This is a genomic window from Paenibacillus koleovorans NBRC 103111, assembly GCF_004000845.1.
Taxonomy (GTDB): domain Bacteria; phylum Bacillota; class Bacilli; order Paenibacillales; family NBRC-103111; genus Paenibacillus_AA; species Paenibacillus_AA koleovorans.
The window spans coordinates 1-21,236 of the sequence record NZ_BIMA01000119.1 but is presented as its reverse complement, the minus strand read 5'-3'; the positions used below and the strand labels follow the sequence as shown (position 1 = coordinate 21,236).

18 protein-coding genes are annotated in these 21,236 nt (G+C 57.1%); 12 read left to right on the top strand and 6 right to left on the bottom strand.

What is annotated here, in order from left to right:
• The 3 genes from PKO02S_RS26705 to PKO02S_RS26695 form a co-directional block, all read right to left on the bottom strand.
• Positions 1 to 2,282, bottom strand: a 2,282-nt coding sequence (locus tag PKO02S_RS26705) for a sensor histidine kinase (protein ID WP_164821708.1), incomplete at its 3' end; no start/stop codon positions are given.
• The gene (locus tag PKO02S_RS26700) at positions 2,279 to 3,379 is read right to left on the bottom strand and encodes a response regulator transcription factor (RefSeq protein WP_127587963.1); all 1,101 of its coding nucleotides are present in this window, start codon (positions 3,377 to 3,379) and stop codon (positions 2,279 to 2,281) included. The genes PKO02S_RS26705 and PKO02S_RS26700, both read right to left, overlap by 4 nt.
• Positions 3,380 to 3,462: 83 nt before the next feature.
• On the bottom strand, positions 3,463 to 4,230 hold the full coding sequence (locus PKO02S_RS26695) for an SDR family NAD(P)-dependent oxidoreductase (RefSeq protein ID WP_127587961.1): 768 nt from the start codon (positions 4,228 to 4,230) through the stop codon (positions 3,463 to 3,465).
• Between the two features lie 229 nt (positions 4,231 to 4,459).
• Here PKO02S_RS26695 and ytxC point away from each other — a divergent pair, with 229 nt between their 5' ends.
• The 4 genes from ytxC (at position 4,460) to PKO02S_RS26675 (ending at position 9,210) form a co-directional block, all read left to right on the top strand.
• The gene (ytxC, locus tag PKO02S_RS26690) at positions 4,460 to 5,383 is read left to right on the top strand and encodes a putative sporulation protein YtxC (RefSeq protein WP_164821707.1); all 924 of its coding nucleotides are present in this window, start codon (positions 4,460 to 4,462) and stop codon (positions 5,381 to 5,383) included.
• 381 nt (positions 5,384 to 5,764) lie between these two features.
• Positions 5,765 to 7,711: a threonine--tRNA ligase gene (thrS, locus tag PKO02S_RS26685; RefSeq protein WP_373865249.1), complete on the top strand. Its 1,947-nt coding sequence runs from the start codon at positions 5,765 to 5,767 to the stop codon at positions 7,709 to 7,711.
• A gap of 97 nt (positions 7,712 to 7,808) precedes the next feature.
• Positions 7,809 to 8,489: a 3D domain-containing protein gene (locus PKO02S_RS26680; protein WP_127587955.1), complete on the top strand. Its 681-nt coding sequence runs from the start codon at positions 7,809 to 7,811 to the stop codon at positions 8,487 to 8,489.
• Positions 8,490 to 8,688: 199 nt separating this feature from the next.
• The gene (locus PKO02S_RS26675) at positions 8,689 to 9,210 is read left to right on the top strand and encodes an RNA polymerase sigma factor (RefSeq protein ID WP_127587953.1); all 522 of its coding nucleotides are present in this window, start codon (positions 8,689 to 8,691) and stop codon (positions 9,208 to 9,210) included.
• A 461-nt stretch (positions 9,211 to 9,671) separates the two neighbouring features.
• On the opposite strand, the gene PKO02S_RS26670 is transcribed toward PKO02S_RS26675, so the two are convergent.
• Positions 9,672 to 10,328, bottom strand: coding sequence for a putative endonuclease domain-containing protein (locus PKO02S_RS26670; protein ID WP_127587951.1), 657 nt, complete (start codon positions 10,326 to 10,328; stop codon positions 9,672 to 9,674).
• Positions 10,329 to 10,614: 286 nt separating this feature from the next.
• Here PKO02S_RS26670 and liaF point away from each other — a divergent pair, with 286 nt between their 5' ends.
• The 8 genes from liaF to PKO02S_RS26630 all read left to right on the top strand — a co-directional run bounded on the left by liaF (position 10,615) and on the right by PKO02S_RS26630 (position 19,123).
• The gene (gene liaF / locus PKO02S_RS26665; RefSeq protein ID WP_246067464.1) at positions 10,615 to 11,790 is read left to right on the top strand and encodes a cell wall-active antibiotics response protein LiaF; all 1,176 of its coding nucleotides are present in this window, start codon (positions 10,615 to 10,617) and stop codon (positions 11,788 to 11,790) included.
• Positions 11,787 to 12,911 carry a sensor histidine kinase gene (locus PKO02S_RS26660; protein WP_127587949.1) on the top strand — a complete coding sequence of 375 codons (1,125 nt, stop codon included), beginning with the start codon at positions 11,787 to 11,789 and terminating at the stop codon, positions 12,909 to 12,911. The genes liaF and PKO02S_RS26660 overlap by 4 nt, the downstream gene beginning before the upstream one ends.
• Complete coding sequence (locus PKO02S_RS26655; protein WP_127587947.1) at positions 12,883 to 13,554, top strand: response regulator; 672 nt, start codon at positions 12,883 to 12,885, stop codon at positions 13,552 to 13,554. The genes PKO02S_RS26660 and PKO02S_RS26655 overlap by 29 nt, the downstream gene beginning before the upstream one ends.
• Positions 13,555 to 13,613: 59 nt before the next feature.
• Complete coding sequence (locus tag PKO02S_RS26650; protein ID WP_127587945.1) at positions 13,614 to 14,024, top strand: YugN family protein; 411 nt, start codon at positions 13,614 to 13,616, stop codon at positions 14,022 to 14,024.
• A 141-nt stretch (positions 14,025 to 14,165) separates the two neighbouring features.
• A complete protein-coding gene (locus PKO02S_RS26645) occupies positions 14,166 to 15,779 on the top strand; it encodes a S1C family serine protease (protein WP_127587943.1) in 1,614 nt (537 codons plus the stop codon).
• A 149-nt stretch (positions 15,780 to 15,928) separates the two neighbouring features.
• The gene (locus PKO02S_RS26640) at positions 15,929 to 16,615 is read left to right on the top strand and encodes a response regulator transcription factor (protein WP_127587941.1); all 687 of its coding nucleotides are present in this window, start codon (positions 15,929 to 15,931) and stop codon (positions 16,613 to 16,615) included.
• Positions 16,616 to 16,619: 4 nt separating this feature from the next.
• Positions 16,620 to 18,089, top strand: a complete 1,470-nt coding sequence (locus PKO02S_RS26635; protein WP_127587939.1) for a sensor histidine kinase — start codon at positions 16,620 to 16,622, stop codon at positions 18,087 to 18,089.
• Between the two features lie 50 nt (positions 18,090 to 18,139).
• Entirely contained in the window at positions 18,140 to 19,123 is a 984-nt protein-coding gene (locus PKO02S_RS26630) for a 4-hydroxy-3-methylbut-2-enyl diphosphate reductase (RefSeq protein WP_127587937.1), read from the top strand.
• A gap of 76 nt (positions 19,124 to 19,199) precedes the next feature.
• Here PKO02S_RS26630 and PKO02S_RS26625 read toward each other — a convergent pair whose 3' ends face one another.
• On the bottom strand, positions 19,200 to 20,021 hold the full coding sequence (locus tag PKO02S_RS26625) for an ankyrin repeat domain-containing protein (RefSeq protein WP_127587935.1): 822 nt from the start codon (positions 20,019 to 20,021) through the stop codon (positions 19,200 to 19,202).
• A 21-nt stretch (positions 20,022 to 20,042) separates the two neighbouring features.
• Positions 20,043 to 20,924, bottom strand: coding sequence for an alpha/beta hydrolase (locus tag PKO02S_RS26620; RefSeq protein ID WP_127587933.1), 882 nt, complete (start codon positions 20,922 to 20,924; stop codon positions 20,043 to 20,045).
• Between the last annotated feature and the right edge of the window lie 312 nt (positions 20,925 to 21,236).

The window sequence follows — 21,236 nt, the reverse complement described above, 5'->3', positions numbered from 1 at the left end:
GGAGGCAGCTCGGCGGTGCGGGTGCGCGGCATCGACATGATGATCGTCGTGCCGACGCCGTGCTCGCTCTCGAGTTGCAGCCCGTACTGCTCGCCGAACACGAGCTGGATGCGCCGGTGCACGTTGAGCAGCCCGATGCCGCCCTTGCGCCGCGGGCCGCCGCCAGAGGTATCGCCGTCGCTGCCGGGCGCGTTTGCCGCGACGCCAACCGCTGCGCCGCTTGCGCTGCCGTCGCCATCCGTCGCTGCCGTACCACCGCCAGAGGTATCGCCGTCGCTGCCTAGTGCATTTGCCGCACCGGCAACCGCTGCACCGATCGGGCTGCCGTCGCCACCGACGCCGTCCGCCCTAGCCTCGCCGGCTTCCGGCGCGGCGGCTCTCGCCCTGCCAGCGCCTGCCGCGGCCTCGCCGCCCGCTCCGGCTCGCGCTGACGCCCCGCCAGCGCCGCTGTCGCCTTCCGTCGCTGCTGCCGCCCCGACGCCGCCGCTTGCGGCATCGCCGTTCGGCCCGTTGCCAGCGCCTGCGGCATCACTACCCGCCCCGCCACCTCCAGTGTCGCCACTGGCCGCCCCGCCGCCAGCTTGCGCGCCGCCGCCCGCCTCCGGCTCGGCGAGCCGGTTGCGGCCGAGCGCGGCGCGCAGCTGCTCGAGCTTGCGGGGCGGAATGCCCGCCCCGTTGTCCTCGACCGTCACCAAGAAACGGTCGGCTTCGAACCGCGCGTCGATGCGAATATAGTGCTCGTCGTGCAGCCCTTCCTGGAACGCGTGCTGGAACGCGTTCTCCACGAGCGGCTGCAGCGTCAGCCGCACGGTCTGCTCGAGCAGCATGCCCGGCGGCACGCGGACATCGATCTCGAACTCGCGGCCGATCCGATGCTTGAGAATCGTCATGTAGTTGAGGATATGCTTCAACTCGTTCACAACCGTAATCTGCTCCAGGTTCGTCTGCACGGAGTAGCGCAGCATGGACGCCAAAGCATCGACCATCTCAGGAATTTCGTCCGAATCCTGCACGACGGCATAACAATTGATAGTTTCCAAAGTGTTGTACAAGAAATGCGGATTGATCTGCAGCTGCAGCGCCTGGAACTCCGCCCGCTGGCGCTCCATCCTCGTCGACTGCAAGTCCAGCATCGTCTTGTGGCTGCGCAACTCCGCCTCGTAGACGCGGTCGATCATCTCGGCCAACCGGCTGACCATCAGATTATAGCTGCGGATCAATCCGCCTAGCTCGTCTTTCCGCTGCGTATCCTCGATGTAGTTCCAGTTCCCTTTCTCCGTCTCGCGCATCCCGTTCTTCAGAATATGAATCGGCCGCAGCAGCGAACGCCCGAACCGCACCGCCAGCCACATGGCGAACAGCAGCGTGAGCCCCCCTACGATCAAAGTCGTCGTCCGAATGGTGGAGATCGGCTGACGCAGCTCCTGCACCGGGATCGAAGCCGCCAGATGCCAGCGGGAATACTCCGACTGCACGGAGACAATCATGCGCTCGCGTCCTTGCACGGTCTGCATAAAGGAGCCCTGTTTGCTCTCCATAATCGTTTGCAGCACGTCCGGCGTAATGCTCTTCCCGGCGGCCGGGTGCGACGGCTCGTACACGAGCTCGCCCTGCTCGTCGACGATGAAGAAAAAGCCGGATTCGCCGATATCGAGACGGCCCCATATTTTGTCCAGCTCCCGCGTCTTGAACTCGATCGCCAGCACGCCTCGCGACTCGAACGTATACATCCCCCTGATTTTGCGGGCCATCGTAATGACGCTATTCTGCGGGTTGTTCACAATGCCGCTGTTCAGGATGGCGATCGAGCCGTTGTCCGGCGTCCGCGTCCGCAGCAAGCTCAATTGGCGCATCGGCTGAAAATAAGGCGAGAAAGACTGCCCCGCATTGTCGTCGCTGACCGCACGTCCGTGGTCTCCGATGACATAGATCAGATTGATTTGAGGATGGAGGATAAATGTCGGTTGAAACACATACTTGCGGATCTGATCCGTGTAGTAGAAGTTCGAATAGCTGTCGTTCGGATCGATCTCCAGAAACCGCTTCACATCGTTGTTCGACAAAATCGAGTCGCTGACCCGTTCATACGTTTGCATGTACAGGTCGGTTTGATAAAGCGCATTCGAGATGGCCTGGGAAATGTTTCGCTCCGTCTGGCGGTCCAGCTCCTTGGAAGACTGCAAATAAGAAAAGACGCCGACTACCCCGAGGGAGACGACGATAACAATCAGGAAATAGATGAATATTTGCGTGGACAGCTTTTTGTAATGGATCCTCATCATTCAATCCCCAGCTTCTGGCGGTATTCCGACGGCGAGCAGCCCGCGTATTTCTTGAACGTCTTCGTAAAATGAGCATGATCCGCATACCCGACATCGTAGGAAATGTCCACGATGCGGTGCTGCGGCTGCTCCAGCAGTCGTTTGGCCAGTTCCATACGACGGCGGATGCGGAACTGCACGAACGTCTCGTTCGTCGTCAGCTTGAACAGCTGGCTGAAGTAAGAGGGGTTGAAGCCGAGCATGTCGGCGACCTCCTCGAGCGACACTTCCTTGGACAGGTTGCGTTCGATGTATTCCTTCGCTTCTTCGATCGGGTCCTTCGCCTTGCCTTTGCGCTTCAGGCGCAGCTCGGTCAGCATCCCGACCACTTGAACGCGAAACGCTTCGAACGCCGCCTCGAAATCGCTCGGATCGTCGCCGTCCGAATCCGCCCCAGCCCCAGCCCCGCCCCCGGCCCCAGCCGCGGCCATAGCCGCCCCAGCCGCAGCCGCCGCCGCCGCTTGCGGCGTAAAATCTTTCGCCTGCAGCTGCTTCACCAGCTGCCCGAGCAGCCGCTGCATCAGCTCGGCGGCTTTGCGGCTCTCCGGCATCGTGCCGTCGAGATCTTGCCGCAGCTGGGCGAGCAGGTCGATCAACCGCGGCTCATCCATGAGCCAGATCGCGTCGACCGTCTGCTCGAGCCAGCCTTCGACGTCGAGCTCGGATAGCTTGGCCGTGGCGCGTCTCTTCTGCAGCTTGGCGATCTGCTTGAGCAGCACCTCGTGCAGCTTGCCCTTGTTGACCGGCTTCAGCACATATTCCTTGACCCCGTAAGACAAACATTTCTGGGCATATTCGAAATCGTGATAACCCGAGATGACGATAATCGGAATTTCCGATTCCAGCTGGGACAAGCGCCGGCACAGCTCCAGCCCGTCCATCCGGGGCATCCGGATATCCGTCAGCACAAGGTCGGGGGAATGCTCGGCGATGTACGCAAGTGCATCCTCCCCGTTCTCCGCAAGATGAACGGTCATTATCGGTGGGCCAAGCTGGCTAACAATCTTTTTGAGCCCTGTGCGAATGACCGGTTCGTCGTCCACGATGAGTACGTGCATCCCGAATCCCCCCTTTATTGAAATATGTTCCGTGGTTGTGGTACAGCCCGCCAGCCTCCGCCGCCAGCTCAACCTCCGACCAATTAGCGCATGAACATGCCGCCGTTCACTTCGATCGTCTCTCCGGTCACATAAGCAGCCAGATCGGACACCAAGTATAACACGGCGCCTGCGACATCGTCAGGCGTCCCTTCGCGTCCGAGCGGAATGCTCTTCACCGTAGCGGAGCGAGCTTCGTCCGAAGTGAAGGTCGCATGGAAAGCGGTCTGCCCGATGAAGCCCGGCGACACGAGGTTCGCGCGGATGCCGTTCGGCGCTTGCTCCTTCGCGAGCCCTTTCGTGTAAGCGGAGATCGCCGCTTTGCTCGCTGCATAGAGAGAGGCGCCAGGGCCGCCGCCATTGTGGCCGGCTACCGAGGCCATGTTGATGATGACGCCGCCGCCTTTGGCTTTCATACCCGGCAGTACGTATTTGGTCGCGAATACCGCGCTTTTCAGGTTCACATCCATAACTTGTCCATAAAACGCTTCCGTCAAATCGCCGTTCGGCACACGTTTCACCATATGACCTGCATTGTTGACGAGAATATCGATCGATCCGCCTAAAACGGACTCCACATCGCGAATCAACCCTTCCAACCGGTCGACTTGGGTTACATCCGCCTGGAATAGAGCAGCCGTACCGCCTGCAGAGACAATCGCATTTACCGTTTCTTCGCCCTGCTCTCGGCTGGAGCCGTAATGAACGGCCACTTGCGCGCCTGCGGCAGCCAGTTGGATTGCTATTGCACGGCCAATTCCGCCGCTGGAGCCGGTTACGAGCGCTATTTTGCCAGACAAATCGATATTCATAGTTGGAACCTCCTGTTTCTAGTGAGTGAGACTTGTTTACTACATATGTTAAAGGGGAGGGCATCGCGAGACAAGGGAACCGCTTTTCTTGGGCTTGTGTTTTTTTTAGGTTTTCGTATGTTCCCCACCCGTGCCAAATTGTTGATTGTATATCCTTTCGAGCGGGGCCATATACTTTAGGAAACAGTCAATGCCGGCTCTGCCCGGCGCCCCGAAAGGAGTGATTCGCATGGAACTGTTCACCTTGATTGTGCCAAGAACCGTGTCGGAGGACAAAGAAAGCCTGCGCCAGCGCTTGATCGAAGCATTCGATCTCATACATATGCCAGAAGGAGCCGTCCAGTTGGAGTGCAAGACGCACCGCCACTTTTTCGCTATGCAGATCTCGGCGGAGGAACAGACGGGCTTTATCCTGTCGGAGTGGAAAACCTTGATCGTCAAAGAAACGGCCCAGGCGCTATCCGCCTATATTATGAGCCAGGCGGAAACGAAGCTGCTGCGTGACGTCATCACGGGAACTTACAGCTACGAAGATCCGCACGACGTGCAGGCCATCGAGAAATATTGCGCGCAGCTGCTTGATCAGCCGGAAGAAACGGAAGGAATGCCCAAGCCGAAGGTGCTGCGTCAGCAAAAAATTTCCTCCGTCGTAAAATCGTATCTGGAGGAGCATACCGAGCTGGATTTGCAAGGATTGATCCGCTTCCGGCTGGCCGATTACCGCAACGAGCTCAAGGAAGTGGCTGAATACGCCATCGACGAGTTTATTATGGATCAGCAGTACCAGGAGTTTATTTCTCTGCTCAAATATTTCGTCTATATCCAGGATGCGAAAATTCCGGTCGCTCATCTGATGCACCGCGGCGGGCATGAGTTCACGCTGCTGAACGAGAAGATGGCGCCGATCGATACAAAGGAGTTCGACACATTCACTGTAGAGCTGCTGGATCGGGAAATCAATTTCGAGGATATGATCGTCAGCACCTTGATTTCCGTCGCCCCGCAGACAATTCATATTCATACCCGGGATCCGGAGGAGCAGGTCATCAAGACGATCATGCAAATTTTTGAAGACCGCACCCGCATCTGCACAAGCTGCAAAGGCTGTCAGCCGGTGCTGGACATCTCCAATAAGGATCAGCTGTACCCGTAAAGAGTAATGGATGGGTTTCCGGTCGCTTGACAATGGCCGCCGACGCGGTATAATAAACAGTATCTTTTTGATAGCTGCGCTATGACCAAAGACAACAATCCCGATTGTATACGGCCCAGAGAGAGGAGACTCGCGCTGAAATCTCCTTCCGTTTATCCGGCGATTTACCCCTTTGCAGCCGCACCCTCGAACGTCGCTCCCTGGAGCCGATCAGTAGGCGGTGCCGTATGATCCCCGTTACCGGATTCCTATGAGTTTTCGCGGCCCGTACGGCGCGGAATGAATGAGGGTGGAACCACGAGACCAAGCACGCTCGTCCCTTCCGGGATGTCGTGCTTTTTTTGTTTTCTCACCATTTTAAGGAAAAAGGAGCCGATGAACATGCAAGCAGTAAGTGTCAAAGTAACTTTGCCGGACGGAGCGGTGCGCGAATACGCGCAGGGCTCGACAATTGAAGACGTCGCCGGCTCGATCAGCTCGGGGCTGAAGAAAAATGCGGTAGGGGGCAAGGTAAACGGCAAAGTCGTTGACCTGAACTACGCGCTCACCGGCGATGCCGCCGTTGAGATCGTCACGCTCGACAATGCGGACGGGTTGGAAATGTACCGGCACAGCACCGCTCACTTGATGGCGCAAGCGATCAAGCGGATTTACGGCGACCAAGCCGTGAAGCTGGGGATCGGGCCGGTCATTGAGGACGGCTTCTACTACGACATAGACATGGAGCATGCGCTGACGCCGGAGGATCTGCTCGCGATCGAGAAGGAAATGGAGAAGATCTCCCAGGAGAACCTGTCGATCAGCCGTCGCGAAGTAAGCCGTGAAGATGCGCTTCGCATCTTCGGCGAATTGGGCGATCCGTACAAGCTGGAGCTGATACGCGATTTGCCGGAAGACGTGGTACTCTCGATCTACGATCAGGGCGAATTTTATGATCTGTGCCGCGGGCCACATTTGCCTTCGACCGGCCGGATTAAGGCGTTCAAGCTGCTGAGCGTTGCCGGCGCCTACTGGCGGGGCAATGCCAAAAACAAGATGCTGCAGCGCATTTACGGGACGGCGTTCCCTAAGAAAGCGCAGCTGGATGAGCATCTCGTGCTGCTCGAGGAAGCCAAGAAACGCGATCACCGCAAGCTAGGCAAGGACTTGAAAATGTTTACCTTCGCCAAGGAAGTCGGGCAAGGGTTGCCGATTTGGCTGCCGAAGGGTGCCAAGCTCCGCCGCGTCATGGAGCGCTACATCGTGGACGTCGAGGAGTCGCTCGGTTACCAGCACGTCTATACGCCGGTTATGGGCAGCGTCGAGCTGTACAAAATTTCCGGCCATTGGGATCATTATCAAGAAGACATGTTCCCCAAAATGGAGATGGACAACGAAGAGCTCGTTTTGCGCCCAATGAACTGTCCGCATCATATGATGGTGTACAAGAGCGACATGCGCAGCTACCGCGACTTGCCGATTCGGATCGCCGAGCTGGCCAACCAGTTCCGCTATGAGATGTCGGGCGCTTTGACAGGTTTGCACCGCGTGCGCGCGATGACTCTGAACGACGCTCACATCTTCTGCCGTCCGGATCAGATCAAGGAAGAGTTCTCCCGCGTCGTGCGTCTGATCCAGCGTGTATACGAGGACTTCGGAATCAAGGATTACCGTTTCCGTCTGTCATATCGCGACCCGAAGGACACCGAGAAGTATTACCCGAACGACGAGATGTGGGAAATGTCGCAAAAAATGCTTCGCGAGGTTGTCGAGGAGCTCGGCTTGCCGTTCTTCGAGGCGGAAGGCGAAGCGGCGTTCTACGGACCGAAGCTCGACGTGCAGATCCGCACGGCGCTGAAGAAGGAAGAGACTTTGTCGACGGCTCAGCTCGACTTCCTGCTGCCGGAGCGATTCGGCCTCGAGTATGTCGGCGAAGACGGCAACAAGCATCGTCCGGTCGTCATTCACCGCGGCATTATCAGCACGATGGAGCGTATGACTGCTTTCCTGCTTGAGAACTTTACCGGCAACCTGCCGACTTGGCTGTCGCCGGTGCAGGCGATCGTCATCCCGGTCAGCAACGCTTTCGACGGCTACGTGAAGCAAGTGGAGGAGCAGCTGCTGGCGGCGGGCGTTCGCGTCGAAGCCGACTACCGCAACGAGAAGCTCGGCTACAAGATCCGCGAGGCGCAGCTGGAGAAAATTCCGTACATGCTCATCGTGGGCGAGAACGAGATGAATTCCGGCTCGGTATCCGTGCGTAAGCGCGGCGAAGGCGACTTGGGCGCTCAGAGCACACAGGAAGTCATTGATAAGATCGTTAGCGAGATTCGCAACAAAGTGGTGTAAGTTTGGAGGGATTATGCGCGGCGGTCCGTTTGGCGGGCTGGCCGTGCATAATCCTTTTTGCATTCGGGCACCCTCCTTACTAAGGAGGAATCCGCAAATGCACTCTTCGACGATGAGCCTCTTCAGATGGCTCAGTGTCACCGTGACGGTCGCTTTGATCCTCGCGTTCATCGACAATGGGAGCACCGCTGAATCTCAAGACAGCTATGCCGCCCAGACCACCACCGCCGCACCCGAGCCGCAGCCTGCTGGCGGCAGTGTCCGCACCGACAGGGACATCGTACGGGACCGGTTGGCCCAGATCAGATCCCCTCAGGAATTGATGGAGAAAAATAAATCGGAGCCTTGGCTCCATACCGACGTCAGTCAGTTCAAACAAGTGGATGTTGTAGCGACGGGATACTATGCAGGGGTGGAGTCGACCGGCAAACGCTCGGGGCATCCGGCTTACGGTATCACCTTCTCGGGCGTCAAGGCGCGGCACGGCATCTTGTCTACGATAGCGGCCGACCCTAAAGTTTTTCCGCTTGGCACGATCCTGTATATCCCGGGCTACGGCTACGGCATCGTGGCGGACACCGGCTCGGCGATCAAGGGCAAGAAAATCGACCTGTTTTACGACAACAAGGAACAAATTTACAGGGAATGGGGCAAGCGCAACGTCAGCGTCTACATCGTTCAGACCGGTACCGGCAAAGTATCCGAGCAGACGCTCCGGCAATGGAACGATATTATCGCCGCCATCGTCGCCGAAGAAGAGCTTCCGTTTCCTTTATAGAGCATGGGGAACCCACCGCCGAGGTGAAAAAGAACACAATTTTCGGCGGTTTTTTTTGCCCGTTAGGTGTGATAGAATAAGAATTGAATATTGTGAAAGCGTGTACATAGGTTCGGTCAGAGCGACGATTGATGGACATGGGAACCGCCTCGCTATGCATTTGGTGAGGCTAGTTATTTTTTGCGGGAGATGAAGATCCATGTGGACTCAAACGGTCGAACTGGATGCTGTCAGCCAAGAAGAGCAAGATGTCATGCTGCAGGAGCTTTACAGGCAAATGTTCGTTGTGGCCTACTCCATTACCCGCAGTCGCTCGGAAGCGATGGATGTCGTGCAGGAATCGTGGCTGAAAATATTAATGAAGCTCCATACGCTGAAGGACCGGGACAAGCTGATTCAGTGGGCGAAGGTGATTGCGTCGAACACCGCCTACAACATGATGAAGCGCAGCTCCAAGCTGACGGCTCTGGTCCGGGAGGAGCAAGGGCTTTATGAATACAACGGCACGGGCGTGGAGGATAAAGTGGTCCAGCGCATGATTTGCGCCACGATCGAACGGCTGGACCAGACGACGCGGCGCATTTTCGTCTACAAGTATTATCAGGACTTGAAGGATCAGGAGATCGCCACCCGGATGGGCATGCCCGTCGGTACGATCAAGGCTCGCTTGCACCGGGGCAAGGAGCAGTTGCGCCAGTACCTGGATGAGCCGCCCGGTTGATTTGACTTCGGCCGGGCCGCATGAAGCAGGCGAACAAGCAAAACAACGCCGCATTCGCGCAGGAAGGCGGCGCTAACGCGATGGCGAACAAGGCGAACAAAAGCAAACCAAACCAAACCATGAACAAGCAACCGACCTCCGGCCCGCGATCTCCTCGATCGCGGGTTTTTAGTTGATTTTGGGGGCGGCGGGTGACAGCTCGTCGGCAATAAGGTGATGCCATCACCTTAATCGGCTTGGTTTCCGTTTTTTGCGGAAAATAAGATGAGGCGCAGCGTTATTTGGCTGAAAAGAGGTGCCCGAGAGTGGATTTCGGGCAAATAAGATGATGCGACAGCGTTATTTTCCACCAATCCCCACCTCCGGCCAAATAGCGCTGTCCGACAGCGCTATTTGGCCGGAGCACGGACGAAATGCTCGGGGTATCTACCAACTTGAGAGACCGCACGCCAAACCAACAATTATAACTTGGCTCGCGGACCCAATTTGTACGATCGGATCCTCGTCTCCCCAGACGCCTTCGCCAGCAACTCCATTTCCACCAACGAAAAGAGCAAGTCCCGCGCATGTTGGCCCTTGACCCTTAACAACTTGCAAATTTCCTCCGGCACGAAAGGTTTCTGCGCCGACAACGCAAAGCGCATAATCTCGCGCTGCTTGAGCGACAGGCCGAGGTCGTGCATCCAGCCGCCGCCGTACAGCTTGCCGATCACCTGCAGCACGAACTGCCTGCACTTCATCGGCCGCTCCCGGATCGCGTCGAGCGAGAACCGGTACACTTGCCAGCCGTCCCAGACGAGATTGTTTTGCCGGTCCCGCTCATAGTCGAACGTTCGCCGCGTAACCGACTTGCCATGCGAGCTGAAGTCATCCACCTCCCAGACTAGCTTGTACGGCGCCCGAATGTAAGCGAAATCCAAGTAATAATAGCCCCCTCGCGCATTCCCCACCTCGTACTCTGCATGCAAATGATCGAAATGACCGAACAACGGCCACCACACCTGCTCCACGAACAGCTTTTCCGCATGCGCATGGCCCTCGATCAATCGACGCAAAGCCTCGCCGTCCATTTGCTGCTGCTGCCGCTTGAGCCAATCTTCATACCTTTCCCCAAACATCGCGCTTCACCGCTCCTCCACCAGAAAATAAAAAAACACCGCCTCCATCCCCGAAGGGATCAAGTGCGGTGTGCTTCACTCGCAAAACATCATTTATCTCCCTTTAACTATAGCTATTTCGCAACCATTTGTCACTATTATCCAGCCCTCCGCGCAAAAACAGCCGTTAGTCTCAGTCTCCAGACTGAGGACACCCTCCACCCTGCGCCTCTTTGAATGAGTGTCAAAAACCATTACAATAAGAGTACGATCAACATACAAGCAACCATTCGAAGGGGAAGTACTTATGCGAAACGACATTTGGGGCAAGGTGTTCGGCGGGCTCGTGCTCATCGCGGTGGGTGTCGTGTTCTTGCTGAACCAGTTGGACATTCTGACCGTGGACATCGGCTATGTGTTCGCCAACTACTGGCCGGTCATTCTGATCATCTTCGGTCTCAAAGGCATCCTGATCCAACGAAGGCTCGATTATGGCTGGGGTGGATCGTATTTGTGGAACGTAATCATCGCCGTAGTGGGACTCGTCTTTCTTAACAACAACTTGCATTGGTTGGGGCCGATCAACTTCCGCGACGTATTCAAGTTCCTCGTACCGGTCATATTGATCGCCCTTGGCCTCAATATGCTGCTGCGGCCGAAGCGAAGCCGATGCAAACCGCCCAAACCGCCCAAACACAATGCCAGGCAACCCCAAGCAGCCGATCCGATAGAGGAAGAAACGAACTGGACCCCGCCGGCGGAGGCGCCATTCCAACCCTATACCTCATACGGGCCTACACCCGACAATGAGCAGCCTCAGCCGACATCGCACAACAACGCGAACGGGGTTGGGCAAGCGCCGCCTCCGCCTCCGCCTCCAGGACAGTCGTCTCCCTATCCCCCACAAGGGTCGAATCTGGAGGATAAACCGCCAATCGTGAAAGATTTTATCGGTTGGAAAGAGCAGTTCAAGCGAGATTGGAAAGAAAGCTGGGATCAGCAAAAGCATCACTACAAGCAGCACCATGAACGCCATCAGCGCCATCAGCACCGCCACCACGGGCATCAGCACGATCACCAATGGCATCAGCCGGCAGGCGCGGACGTGCAGCATCGGCACAACTTCATCGGCGACTTGCACGTCGGGCAAGATTACTGGGAGCTCACGAACATGAACATCTCCCACTTCATCGGCGATACCGAGCTCGATCTGACCCGCGCGCAAATCCCGTACGGCGAGACGCGCATCAACATCTCGGCCTTCATCGGCGATGTGAAGGTGTATGTCCCGAACGACGTGCAGCTGGAAGTGAGCGTGACCGCGTCCTCGTTCCTGGGCGACATCAACGTGTTCGAACGCCGCGAGGGCGGTATGTTCCGCAGCATGCAGGCGGCGGCGCCGGCCTATACGGATGCGGAGAAGCGCGTACGGATCGTAGTCAGCATGTTCATCGGCGATGTGCGCGTGAAGAGGGTCGGATGAAGCTCATCTTATTCCATGCCAAAAGTATAAAGTGGCAGCTGCTCGGCTATTTCGGGCTGCTGCTGCTTTTACCTGTTGCAGGGCTGGCGGCGGCTCGCCTGTTCGGAGTGGACATTCTGTCCGAGGCGACTTGGCTCGAGTCGTTCGCCGTACTGCTGTTCGTCGTGCTGTTCGGCGCGTACCTCATCGCAAGCCAGTTCCAGCGCAAGCTCGATTCGCTTCACTTGGCCATCCTGCAGCTCTCACGCGGGAACCTCGCGGAGCGGATCAAACCGCTTGGACTGGACCCTTTCGACCGATTGTACGATGATTTCAACGAGATGGCCAAGTCGCTGGAGAAACGCATGCAGCTGCTGCAGAAGGTCGGCGAAGAGAATGTCATGCTGCTGGCGGAGTCGAACGAGGTGGCGGTGACCGAGGAAAGAAAGCGGCTGGCGCGTGACCTGCACGATACCGTCAGCCAGCAGCTGTTCGCGATTCATATGTCCGCATCGTCGTCGGCCAAGCTGTTGGAGCGAGGCGACCATGACAAGGCGCAGACGATTCTGAAGCAGCTGGTCGAGCTGTCGGAGCTCACCCAGAAGCAGCTGCGAGGGCTCCTGGCCCAGCTAAGGCCGATCGAGCTGGAAGGCAAACGGCTGGCGGAAGCGCTGGACAAATGGTTTCCCGACTATTGCCGGTACAATGGACTGCAGGGGCGGATGGACCTTCGCGTCGATCGCAACATCATGTCGGAAGCGATGGAGCATCAATTGTTCCTCATCATCCAGGAGGGGATGGCCAACGTCGTCAAACACGCCTCTGCGCAACATGTCGAGCTGCTGATTCATGACAACGGCAACCAGTATGTGCTGCAGATCGGGGACGATGGCAAAGGGTTCTCGAATGCCGGCAGCGGGGAGCGGAACCATTCGTACGGGCTGACGACGATGCGAGAGCGCGCGCTGAAGCTCGGCGGCGAGCTGGAGATTGCGAGCAAGGCGGGGGCCGGCACCCGGGTGAAGGTTTACATGCCTAAGTTCAAGCCGGAAGAAACAGTAGCAAAGGAAACGAAGGAACCAAAGGAACCAAAGGATGCAAAGGAGCCGGAGCATGACGACGAAAATTCTCATCGTGGATGATCACGATATGGTCCGTTTGGGCCTCCGTACTTATTTGTCCATGGAATCGGATTTCGACATTATAGGAGAAGCGGCGAACGGCAAGGATGCGGTCGATCGAATTCGCGGCGCGGTGGAGACGGGGAACGGCGAACGGCCGGATGTGATCCTAATGGACCTGATGATGCCGCTGATGGACGGCGTCGAGGCGACGCGGGAAGTGTGCCGGCTGCTGCCAGGCGTGAAAGTGGTGCTGCTGACGAGCTTCCTCGAGGACGAGAAGGTCGTTCAAGCGATCGAAGCGGGAGCCGTCACGTATGTGATGAAAACCGTCGCGGCCGACGAGCTCGCCCAAGTGATTCGAGGCGCGGCGAAAGGCTACCAGATGATGCACGCCGACGTGTCGCAGGCGCTGACGCGCGGGCTGCGGCAGCGCTCCGCCCAAGGCCAGGAGGAGAACGACGGGCTGACGGCGCGCGAGAAGGAAGTGCTGTTGCTCATTGCGGATGGCCGTTCGAATAAGGATATCGCTGAAGAGCTGCATATCAGCATCAAGACGGTCAAGACGCATGTGAGCAATCTGCTGATGAAATGCGAAGTGGAAGACCGGACGCAGCTCGCCGTTTACGCGCACCGCAAGGGCTGGGACAGCGGGCGAGACTAGCCACATAAAATGGGTCGCCTTGGCTCATGCTAGTTAAAAACAGCCAAGGAGCTTTTGCCATGAAAATGTTAGCATCAAGCTTGGAAAATCGGGTGGACGAGTTCGACCATCTGCGCAATGTGATGCAAGAGCATCAATTTACTTTAGGCGGCAATTGGGACTATGACCACGGCTGTTACGACAGGTACTTGGACGAGGCGCACCAAGTATGGCTGCGCGTCCCGTTCCAGACCGTCTCCGGTCGATTGGACGGCGAAAGCGCGAGCAACCCCGATACATCAATTCGCATCGGCACGCCATATGTACTGAAGCATGTATATAACGAAGGGCTGGATGAAGAGGCGCAAATGCGCCTGACGACCGCGTTGATCGATCAGTTCCAGGAACCGGTCAACAGCGATGCGCCCGTAGAGGATCATTGGGTGGAGCAAGCGGCGCAAGTGCTGCAGCAGGTTGAGCGGGATTTCTGAGGAATCCCGCTTAATTTTTAGCATTCTTTTAGTTGTTTTTAAGGTTCAATTAAGGTTTAACGTGTTAAATAGAGACAAGAATGATAGATGAAACGATCATTTGTCGATGAATCTTAGGAACAATGGAGAGGAGCAAGAGCGATGGACAACAACAAGCGCGATTTTGGACACTTTTTCGAGGGCGACCGCAATGTGAACGGAGAACGCCGCCGAGAGCAGGACCACGCATCCCATATAGATGAGCACAACCATGAGGAACAGCAGGAGAGAGGGTCCTACTACTATTCTTACGGGCCGTACAGATCGACGAATGAAGAGCAGCCATCCACAACGACGGCGAGCGGCGAAAGCGAAACCTCTCAAGTAGAAATCACCACGCCGCGTCCGGTACGGCCGATCTACGGCTATAGCCAGAACGAGGCTGGCACGAACAACCCTCAAGCTCCTTACAATGCACCGCTGGCATCGCCGCAATGGGATTACAACATGACGAAGAAGCGTTTCCCGCTGAAAAGCTACATTGCTACATTCCTGGCAGGGGCGGTCGTTGTAGCCAGCTTGATGTTCGCCTCGGATAAAATGGACCTGTTCAGCAGCTCGGCGGCTTTGTCGAATACGGGCAATGGCGGAACCAAGACGACGGCGGTGAACGGCAGCGGCGGCGACAACGGCGGGGCGACTACAGCGGCATTGAACGAGATTGTTCGTCCGGGCAACATTTCCGAGATCGTGGAAAAATCGAGCGGCGCGGTCGTCAAGATCAACACCTACGTCACCGCCACGAACCGCAACTCCCAGCGGGGCAGCACAGGAAACGACTTGTTCGACTACTTCTTCGGCAATGGGGGCAATGGAAGCCGTACGCCTCAGAGCAATGGGAACAACCAGCAGACGCCGCAGCGTCAATCCGCAGGACTCGGCTCCGGCTTTATTTTCGACAAAGCCGGCTACGTCCTGACCAACCAGCACGTTGTGGAAGGCGCTGACGAGATCGAAGTCGAGGTAGAAGGCTACGCCAAGCCGTTCAAGGCGAAGCTGATGGGCTCCGAGTATAGCCTGGACCTGGCGGTTCTGAAAATCGAAGACAGCAATGAGTTCCCGTACTTGCCGCTCGGCAGCTCCGAGAATATGAAAGTAGGCGACTGGGTCGTCGCAATCGGCAACCCGTATGGCTTCGACCATACTGTCACCGTAGGCGTGTTCAGTGCTCGCGAGCGCAGCATCCAGATTCCGGACACGAACGGCACGCGCAACTATGATCATTTGATCCAAACCGACGCTTCCATCAACCCAGGCAACTCGGGCGGTCCGCTGCTCAACCTGAACGGGGAGGTTATCGGGATCAATACAGCGGTTAGCGCTCAAGCGCAAGGGATCGGGTTCGCCATTCCGACTAGCACCGTCAAAGGAGTGTTGGAGAACTTGAAGAACGGCGTGAAGCTGCCTCAGCCATTCATCGGCGTTGGGCTCAGCGATATTCAGGACGACTGGGTGAAGCAGCTGAAGCTGGAGAACAACAAGGGCTCCGTCATTACGCAGGTCGAGTCCGGCAGCCCGGCGTCCAAAGCCGGTTTGACCGCAGGCGACGTCATTCTCCAAGTGAACGGCGAAGCGATCAGCAACAGCGAAGAAGTGACCAAGAAGATCAAAGCGCTCAAACCCGGCGACAAAGTGACGCTGAAAATCGTCCGCGACGGCAAGCAGCTCGATACATTCGTCTTCGTCGGCGATCGCAACGCGACAGCCGGTCGATAAGACCCGTCCCGTACGGCGCGATCGATCATGAGGTTACCCTAGAGGCAGGAAGGCGGTCGGAAGCTCAGCGCTCCACTGCTTTCCTGCTTTCGTGTTACAATGGTTTTTATGGGACAGGCCTAGAGGGAGTAATGGAAGGAAGGGAACGGATGAGGGAAAAAATTATCGTAATTGACGACGATGCGAAAATTACATCGATGCTGAAGCGATCGCTGGCTTTCGAGGGCTATGCCGTGGCGACGGCTTCGAATGGACAGGAAGGGCTTAAAATTTTGCTGCAGGAGGAGCCGAACCTGGTCGTGCTGGACGTCATGATGCCGGTTATCGACGGCTGGGAGGTGTGCAGGCGTATCCGCGAGAGCGGCAGCGAAGTGCCGATCCTAATGCTCACGGCGAAGGATGAGATCGCGGACCGGGTCAAGGGGCTCGATTTAGGCGCAGACGACTATTTGGTGAAGCCTTTTGCGCTGGAGGAGCTGCTCGCCCGAGTGCGTTCCTTGCTGCGCCGGCGGTCGGATAAAGCGGATACGTCCTCGCATCGCGTGCAGGCGGAGGATTTGATCCTCGATATGGATACGCGGGAAGTGACACGAAGCGGTAAGTCGATCGAGCTGACTACGAAGGAGTTCGATTTGCTGCATCTGTTTATGCAGAACCCTCGCCGGGTGCTGTCGCGGGACGTCATCATGGATAAAGTGTGGGGCTATGACTACAGCGGGGAATCGAACGTCCTCGAGGTATACATCGCTCTGCTGCGGCAGAAGCTGGAGGAGCACGGCGGGAAGCGCATCATACAGACGGTAAGGGGAGCGGGTTACGTATTGAGAGGGGATTGACAGCATGACGATCCGTTTGCGGCTCACGCTTTGGTATACGGGGATATTGGCGGTTACTTTGCTTTCGTTGGGGCTGGCAGTCTACTTCACGCTTTATTCGAATTTGTATGGGAATTTGAAGAAGGACATGGCGATTCAGGGGGAGCAGGTCGTTTCGCAAATCAAGCCAACGTTGGTTTTCAACCGCCGCGGCGGGTGGCCTTCGATTCAGTTTGCGCTTCCACCCTTGGATTATTTCCAGACGGGCATGGTCATCCAGTTCATTCATTCAAGCGGTGAAGTAACGAAACAAGCGAACACAATTACCCTTCCGACAACTGATGCAACTGTAACTATGGCATCTCAAAATCAGAAATTTTACGAATCGATCGTCATTGAGAACACAAATGTGCTAATTTATAATATTCCATTTTATGATGGAAAAGATTTCTACGGCGTTCTCCGTGTCGCTGCGAACAAAGATATAGTCGAAACCCCGCTCAAGGTTTTGAAATATACGTTCCTGCTTATCGGCTTCTTCGGCTTGTTGCTAGCAGCCTCAGTCGGATGGTTCCTTGCGCGCAAGACGCTGCGGCCGATCGAAGCGGTTATTGTGGCGGCGAATCGCATCGAGAAGAGCGCCGACCTGGACCGCCGCATCGAATACAGCGGGCCTTCTGACGAGATTGGGCGACTTACCGGTACCATTAACGGAATGCTTGAGCGCATCCAGACCATGTATGTGGAGCTCGACGATGCCTACAAAGCGCAGCGGCGGTTCGTCTCGGACGCTTCGCACGAGCTGCGCACGCCGCTCACGACAATCCGCGGCAACGTCGAGCTGCTCGAGAAAATGTGGCGCTCGCTGGAAGCCACAGCCGCTGCCCGTGGCGTGGCCAGCGAAGACATGACGATGTCGCTCGAGGCGATGCGCGACATCTCGGACGAGGCGGCGCGGATGAGTCGCCTCGTGAACGACCTGCTCTCGCTCGCTCGTGCGGATGCCGGGCAAACAATCCAGCAGACGCCGGTCGGGATCAAGCCGCTTGTTGACGAGGTTGTGAGACGGGCGCAATTCCTGCCGCGGTCGGCGGAATGGATCGTCGGCGATACACGCGTTTTGGATGATATCTGGGTGAACGGTAGCAAAGACTATTTGCAGCAGCTGCTCTTCATCTTCATCGAGAATGCGTTCAAGTACACGGACGAAGGGATGGTCCGGCTCGATTTTATCCCGATGGAACGGCAGATCGGCTTCCGCATCACGGATACGGGAATCGGGATGGACAAGGAAGAGGTTCCGCATATTTTCGAACGGTTCTATCGGGCGGATGTATCGCGGGGGACGAAGGCGGGGACAGGACTCGGGTTGTCCATAGCGAAGTGGATTATTGACGAGCATGGCGGCTCTATCGAAGTCATGACGCAGAAAGAAAAGGGCACTACTTTCGTCGTGTGGCTGCCTATGGCGCTGTCGCTTCCTTCACGGGGCTGATTGGGCTATAATAGAGGCAACACGGGCTTTGCAGGAAGGAAGATGGCCTCATGGAAGTGTTGAAAATATCGCCGAGAGGGTATTGCTACGGTGTAGTGGATGCGATGGTGCTCGCCAGGCAGACCGCACGCAACCTGGACTTGCCTCGGCCGATTTATATATTGGGCATGATCGTGCACAACAGCCATGTGACCGAAGCGTTCGAGGACGACGGCATCATCACGTTGGATGGCAGTAACCGGTTGGAAATTCTGGATCAAGTGGAGCGGGGGACCGTCATTTTTACCGCTCACGGCGTTTCACCGGAAGTTCGCAAGCGCGCGCGGGACAAAGGCTTGACCGTCGTCGACGCGACCTGCCCGGACGTGACCAAGACGCATGATTTGATCCGCGAGAAGGTTGCCGAGGGCTACGAGATTGTGTATATCGGCAAAAAGGGGCATCCGGAGCCGGAAGGCGCCATCGGCATCGCGCCGGAGCATGTGCATCTGATCGAGAAGGAAGCGGAGATCGAGGCGCTGGAGTTCGACCCGTCGAAGCGGATTACGATCACGAACCAGACGACGATGAGTCAGTGGGACATCCGACATATCATGAACAAGCTGATCGCGAAGTTCCCGTCGGCCGAGATCCACAACGAGATTTGCCTCGCCACGCAGGTGCGTCAGGAAGCCGTGGCTGAGCAGGCGCGGGAGTGCGATCTGGTCATCGTCGTCGGCGACCCGAAGAGCAACAACTCGAACCGGCTCGCGCAGGTGTCGGAGGAGATCGCCGGCACGCGGGCGTTTCGCGTCTCCGATGTGAGCGAGATTCGCCGGGAGTGGCTGCTTGATGCGAGCGTACGCAAGGTCGGCGTGACCTCCGGCGCTTCGACGCCGACCCCGATCACGAAGGAAGTGATCGCGTACCTGGAGCAGTTCGAGCCGTCCGACTCGGCGACTTGGCCGATCGTGCGGACGATCAACAAGAGCAAGCTGCTGCCGCCCGTGAAGGCTGCCGTGGGTGCTAGCGCTGCGGGGAAGGCAGAGGAATAAGAGGTTGTTAGTGCGAGCGGTTGCCTTGGGGCGGCCGCTTTTTTGCTGTTTGTGGGGCGGTATCCGCGGCGGAATGCTACATCCGGCCTCGGAGAAGGGCTGCGATCTCCGCGTGCTGCAAGTGCTCGGCCCAGCCTAGCGGCGTCCCGCCATATATGTGATCCCGGATCGCCAGCGAGGCGCCGGCATCGACCAGCAGCCGGACTGCTTCCAGCGAACCCGCTGCGACCGCTTGATGCAGCGGTGTCGCATGCGCGTGGAAGCCCGCCGGGCTGTAGGCGTCGAGCGCGACATCGCCGCGCCGCAGCAGCAGGGCGAGCGCCAGTGTGTCACCGGCGCTGTACATCGCGGCGGCGGTCAGCGCGGTCTGGCGCTCTTCCGGCGCCGCAAGGCACGCGAGCCGCTCGATGTCGCCATAGCGGCGCGTGCAGACCGCGGCGGTCAGCGTTAGCGCCGCGCCGCGCAAGAGCAGCCGCTCTGCGGCTTCGAGCTCGCGGTGCGCCAGCGCGGGGAGCAGCGCGCCTTGCGCGTCAGCGCCGGCTTCCAGCAGCGTGTCCAGCAGCGCAAGCTGCACCCCGCACTGCCGCGCGACGCAGCCCGAGGCGGCGAGCAGGAGCGCATAGTCCAGCTGCACTTGGCGGCTCTCCACAGCCTCATGCTCTATCGCTCGCAGGATCACGTCCGTCACTTCCACAATGTTGACGGGAAGACGTCCCAAGCGTATCGGATTCTCTGCGACAAACCACAGCAAATATGGATCGCGAAAATACCCTTTCCCCTCGATCAGCCGCTTTTTTATCAGCTCAGGATGGGTCTCTAGCATTATTTTCAAGCCAGCCGCGTCCCCCGCATCCATTGCCGCCACCGCCCGGTGGAACAACTCATTGAACGTTTCCACTCTCGACCACCTCGCCCCTATTTAGCACGATTCTCGACTAAAATGCCGCACTTGCCCCTCCATGTAAGCGCGTCTTTGCCGCGCAACCTCCGGCGATTCCGGTGCTGCTCGCAGATGTTTATGAAAGAAAGCGAGGAGGAGCTCATACAGCTCGCCCCAGAACAAATTGCCGCCCGTATAGTCGTGATCGCCTCCTTTTATCCGGACTAGAGTAGCGTTAGGTATAGCCTCATATAGCAGTTCCGCTTGAGAGTACGGTACAATTTCGTCTCTTGTCCCATGGATAATGAGATACGGCGTCGAGAACGCATCGGTTATATAGCGAATGGGATTGGCGGTTTCGGCGAGCTGGCGGTTTTCGAGAAGAGGTCCACCTACTAGACGGGATTCGGGAGAGTCCGGTCCATTGTGCCATCCTCCCATTTGCAGGAGATCCACAGGTGCGGCGGATGTGGCTACGGCTCGGACTCGGCATGATTCGTTCCCATCCAAAGCTCCAACCGCTCCTAACAGTGCTGCCAGATGCCCGCCTGCCGAGTGTCCCCAAATTCCGATCCGGTCGGGGTCCAATCGGTACCGATTCGCTTGACTGCGAATCCAGCTAACGGCTGCCTGCACATCGTCGAGCTGTGCCGGGAATGTTGCTAGTCCGGACAACCTATAGTTGACGCTGGCGCATACAAAGCCGTGCTTGGCGAAAAACGTGCAGGAGCCCTTGCCGAGCATCGACCCTTTATCCCCCGTCTCCCAGCCGCCTCCGTGGAAGAACAGGATAACAGACCTACGCGTATTCGCTCCGGTGTCCGCCGGTTTGTAAAGATCCAGTTTTAGTTCAAAGACGCTCTCGGCAATCCCATAAGTGACATCGATCTCGATCTCGATTTCGTTCTGATTGTTGTCCATTTTGTCGCAGTCCTCCTCAGTTCTCGTGTTTATTTAATAATAACAATCATTACGTTTTAGAGTAAATTAAAATTAATTAGCAACAAATTAATCTATTAGAAATGTGGGCTGGTTTGGGGGGAAGCAACTTAAGTAGTGCTGGTTACTGGCCTGAGCGGAACGGATAGTGTGGAAAACGTAGGTGGACGGAGGGAGTATGGCTAGAATAGGTTGAAAGGGAGGCAGACCACCAGGTAACCATGTTTGATGCAGTCCGAAAAAGTCGGACTGCGGGAAGGTGGCTGGCTGCTATTGACTCCGCAGTCCGACTTT

Bases quoted from the DNA above. Each gene is read 5' to 3' on its own strand.
- PKO02S_RS26700 (WP_127587963.1), bottom strand. From the start codon at position 3,379: ATGCACGTACTCATCGTGGACGACGAACCGGTCATTCGCACAGGGCTC.
- PKO02S_RS26695 (WP_127587961.1), bottom strand. From the start codon at position 4,230: ATGAATATCGATTTGTCTGGCAAAATAGCGCTCGTAACCGGCTCCAGC.
- ytxC (WP_164821707.1), top strand. From the start codon at position 4,460: ATGGAACTGTTCACCTTGATTGTGCCAAGAACCGTGTCGGAGGACAAA.
- thrS (WP_373865249.1), top strand. From the start codon at position 5,765: ATGCAAGCAGTAAGTGTCAAAGTAACTTTGCCGGACGGAGCGGTGCGC.
- PKO02S_RS26680 (WP_127587955.1), top strand. From the start codon at position 7,809: ATGCACTCTTCGACGATGAGCCTCTTCAGATGGCTCAGTGTCACCGTG.
- PKO02S_RS26675 (WP_127587953.1), top strand. From the start codon at position 8,689: ATGTGGACTCAAACGGTCGAACTGGATGCTGTCAGCCAAGAAGAGCAA.
- PKO02S_RS26670 (WP_127587951.1), bottom strand. From the start codon at position 10,328: ATGTTTGGGGAAAGGTATGAAGATTGGCTCAAGCGGCAGCAGCAGCAA.
- liaF (WP_246067464.1), top strand. From the start codon at position 10,615: ATGCGAAACGACATTTGGGGCAAGGTGTTCGGCGGGCTCGTGCTCATC.
- PKO02S_RS26660 (WP_127587949.1), top strand. From the start codon at position 11,787: ATGAAGCTCATCTTATTCCATGCCAAAAGTATAAAGTGGCAGCTGCTC.
- PKO02S_RS26655 (WP_127587947.1), top strand. From the start codon at position 12,883: ATGACGACGAAAATTCTCATCGTGGATGATCACGATATGGTCCGTTTG.
- PKO02S_RS26650 (WP_127587945.1), top strand. From the start codon at position 13,614: ATGAAAATGTTAGCATCAAGCTTGGAAAATCGGGTGGACGAGTTCGAC.
- PKO02S_RS26645 (WP_127587943.1), top strand. From the start codon at position 14,166: ATGGACAACAACAAGCGCGATTTTGGACACTTTTTCGAGGGCGACCGC.
- PKO02S_RS26640 (WP_127587941.1), top strand. From the start codon at position 15,929: ATGAGGGAAAAAATTATCGTAATTGACGACGATGCGAAAATTACATCG.
- PKO02S_RS26635 (WP_127587939.1), top strand. From the start codon at position 16,620: ATGACGATCCGTTTGCGGCTCACGCTTTGGTATACGGGGATATTGGCG.
- PKO02S_RS26630 (WP_127587937.1), top strand. From the start codon at position 18,140: ATGGAAGTGTTGAAAATATCGCCGAGAGGGTATTGCTACGGTGTAGTG.
- PKO02S_RS26620 (WP_127587933.1), bottom strand. From the start codon at position 20,924: ATGGACAACAATCAGAACGAAATCGAGATCGAGATCGATGTCACTTAT.